This is a genomic window from Neisseria sp. P0021.S006 (assembly GCF_051956895.1).
The window spans coordinates 1-2,770 of sequence record NZ_JBQCWZ010000108.1 but is presented as its reverse complement, the minus strand read 5'-3'; the positions used below and the strand labels follow the sequence as shown (position 1 = coordinate 2,770).

Below are 2,770 nucleotides of genomic sequence, written 5' to 3'. Positions count from 1 at the left end.
AATCAAAATAAAACAGCAACGCATCGTCAAATCGGGCGTAACCAGACAATACGGTTCGCAGATACCGCTTAATATTCGCCCACACCTTCTCAATCGGGTTGAGCTCAGGTGAATAAGGTGCAAGAGGCAATACCTTATGTCCCAATTTTTCCGCCATTTCCCGTAAGACACCCATACGGTGAAATCGCGCATTATCTAAAATAATCACCGATTTTTGAGTCAATGCGGGCCGTAGGCATTGCTGAAACCACGCTTCAAAAAAGACTCCGGTCATCGTATTTTGATAAACCATCGGAGCAATCAGCCGGTTGCCGACTTGTGCGGACACCAGAGATAAGCGTCGGTATCTTTTTCCACTTATCTGCGCTTTCACTATTTGCCCTTTCAGGCTGCGGGCATAGGGACGGAACAGGTAGCGGTCAAATCCTGTTTCATCCAAATAAACGCGTTGGTAGTCGGAAAATTCGGCCAGCTGTGTCAAATAATGCGTTACTTTGGCCGGATCTTGTTCTTTGTAAGTGGTGGTCTTTTTTTGCGCGTCATCCCCATCTGTTTGAGTGCATAGCAAACGGCGGCTGGCGTACAATCAAAATGTTTGGCGATTTTATGCAGATAGGCATCCTGGTGTTGCCCAACATATTGAGCCGGTTTTTGCCTATCCAATTTGACGGCATTTAGACCGGTAACTTGATGTTTTAGGCTGCCTGTTTGTTTTTTAAGGCGAATCCACAGGTAAAGCGTGTTTCTTGACAAGTTAAACGTTGCTGCGGTTTGGCTGATGTTTTTGCATTGTTCGTAATAGTTTAAAGCTTTGTTTCTTAAGTCCGCAGAGTATGCCATGGTTAAACCTTCAAAGTTGAGTATTGTACCATTTTGTTTTTAATTGACTATAACTTAAGCCATCTTCGATTCACGCATTCCCCTACTGTTTAAACGAAACGGAAATGACGGTAAACCCGATCACGCCCACAACGACAAAAAGGTCGTCTGAAACCCAAATTGGATTTCAGACGACCTTTTATTTCAAGCCGGTTGGCTTATTTGTTGAAGAAAACCAGCGTCCACGGCAAAACATAAGCTTGCAGCAGGGTCAGCAGGCCGACGAAGGTACAGAAAATCAAGCTGTGTTTCACGGTGAAGCGGAACAGGTTGGATTCTTTGCCTTCCAGACCGACTGCCGCGCAGGCGATGGCGATGGATTGCGGCGAAATCATTTTGCCGGTCACGCCGCCGGTGGTGTTGGCAGCGACGGTCAGCTCGGGTACGACGTTGATTTGATGCGCGGTGCTGGCTTGCAGCGAACCGAAGAGCGCGTTGGCGGAGGTGTCCGAACCGGTCAGGAATACGCCCAGCCAGCCGAGGAACGGCGAGAAGAACGGGAACACGGTGCCGGTGGCGGCGAGGACGAGTGCCAATGTGGACGACAGGCCTGAATAGTTTGCCACGAATGCAAAGCCAAGTACCAAGCCGATAGACAGGATGGACAGGCGCAGTTCTTTGAGCGTTTCAAAGAAAGTGCTGACGGCTTCGGAGGGTTTCATTTTCAGCAAAGCGGCGGAAACGATGGAAGCAAACAGGATTGCCGTACCGACTGCGCCGAGGAGGTCAATTTTGAACACGGCGGCGTATGGTGTCGGTTCGCTGACGATGGGCGCGGCTTTTTGTACCAAGTTGTGCAGCATCGGCCAGTCGAATTTGATGGTGGCAACGCCCAAAGCCTCTTTAACACCCTTAATCGTCCACACGCTGACGAAAACGGTCAGGATGGCGAAAGGCGACCAGGCTTTGATGATTTGCCCGGCAGTGTATTCGCCCGCTTTGCGTTCGGACGGTTTTTTCATGCCGTTGAAGGTGAAGATTTCTTTAGGCTGCCATTTTTTCAGGAAGGCAGACAGGCAGACCAGGCTGACCAATGCGGAGGTCACGTCGGGTAACTCGGGGCCGATGAAGTTGGCGGTAATGAACTGGGTAGTGGCGAAAGACACGCCTGCCACCAATACGGCAGGCCAAGTTTGGCGTATGCCGCGCATACCGTCCATCATGGCGACCAACCAGAAAGGAACGATAATCGACAGGATCGGCAGTTGGCGGCCGGCGACCTGACCGATGTGGTAAGGGTCGAGGTTGGACACTTGACCGGCAACCAAGATTGGAATACCCATCGCACCGAAAGCCACGGGTGCGGTATTGGCAATCAAACACAAACCGGCGGCGTAGAGCGGGTTAAAGCCTAAGCCCACCAACAACGAGGCGGTAATCGCCACCGGCGCGCCGAAGCCTGCCGCACCTTCGAGGAATGCGCCGAAGGAGAAGCCAACCAGCAACATTTGCAGGCGTTGGTCTTCGGTAATCGAAATCACGGAAGCGCGGATGATGTCGAACTGCCCTGTTTTCACAGTAATTTTATACAGGAACACAGCAGTAACGATAATCCATGCAATCGGCCACAAACCGTAGGCAAAGCCGTACAGCGCGGAAGAAACCGCCATGCCCGCAGGCATTCCGAAACCTAATACGGCAACGCCAAGTGCAATCAGCAGCGTATAAAGCCCCGCCTGATAACCCTTGAGCTTCAAGACGGTCAGTGCAACAAAGAAAAAGATAATGGGCAGGAGGGCGACGGCTGCCGTCAAATACAGGCTGCCGCCCACTGCGGTATAGTTTTGAATCCAAGTTTCCATTGGGAAAATCTCCGAATATTTTTCTAATATACTTTCCTAAATTGGTAAAACCAATTTTTTGAACGGAGGACACTTTACGAAACTTTAAT

At 50.5% G+C, this 2,770-nt stretch carries 2 protein-coding genes; both read right to left on the bottom strand.

Annotation, left to right across the window (positions count from 1 at the left end):
* Window positions 1–840, bottom strand: a protein-coding gene (locus ACTHUM_RS11185; RefSeq protein WP_440402902.1) for an IS630 family transposase whose coding sequence is annotated in 2 segments (ribosomal slippage) — window positions 1–525 and window positions 525–840 — 841 coding nt annotated over the 2 segments. Because the reading frame shifts where the segments join, the coding sequence is not laid out codon by codon here. This gene is flagged as partial in the annotation.
* Between the two features lie 197 nt (window positions 841–1,037).
* Window positions 1,038–2,681 (bottom strand): lactate permease LctP family transporter, encoded by a 1,644-nt coding sequence (locus ACTHUM_RS11180; protein WP_070461656.1) that lies wholly within the window; start codon window positions 2,679–2,681, stop codon window positions 1,038–1,040.
* Between the last annotated feature and the right edge of the window lie 89 nt (window positions 2,682–2,770).

Bases quoted from the DNA above. Each gene is read 5' to 3' on its own strand.
- ACTHUM_RS11180 (WP_070461656.1), bottom strand. From the start codon at position 2,681: ATGGAAACTTGGATTCAAAACTATACCGCAGTGGGCGGCAGCCTGTAT.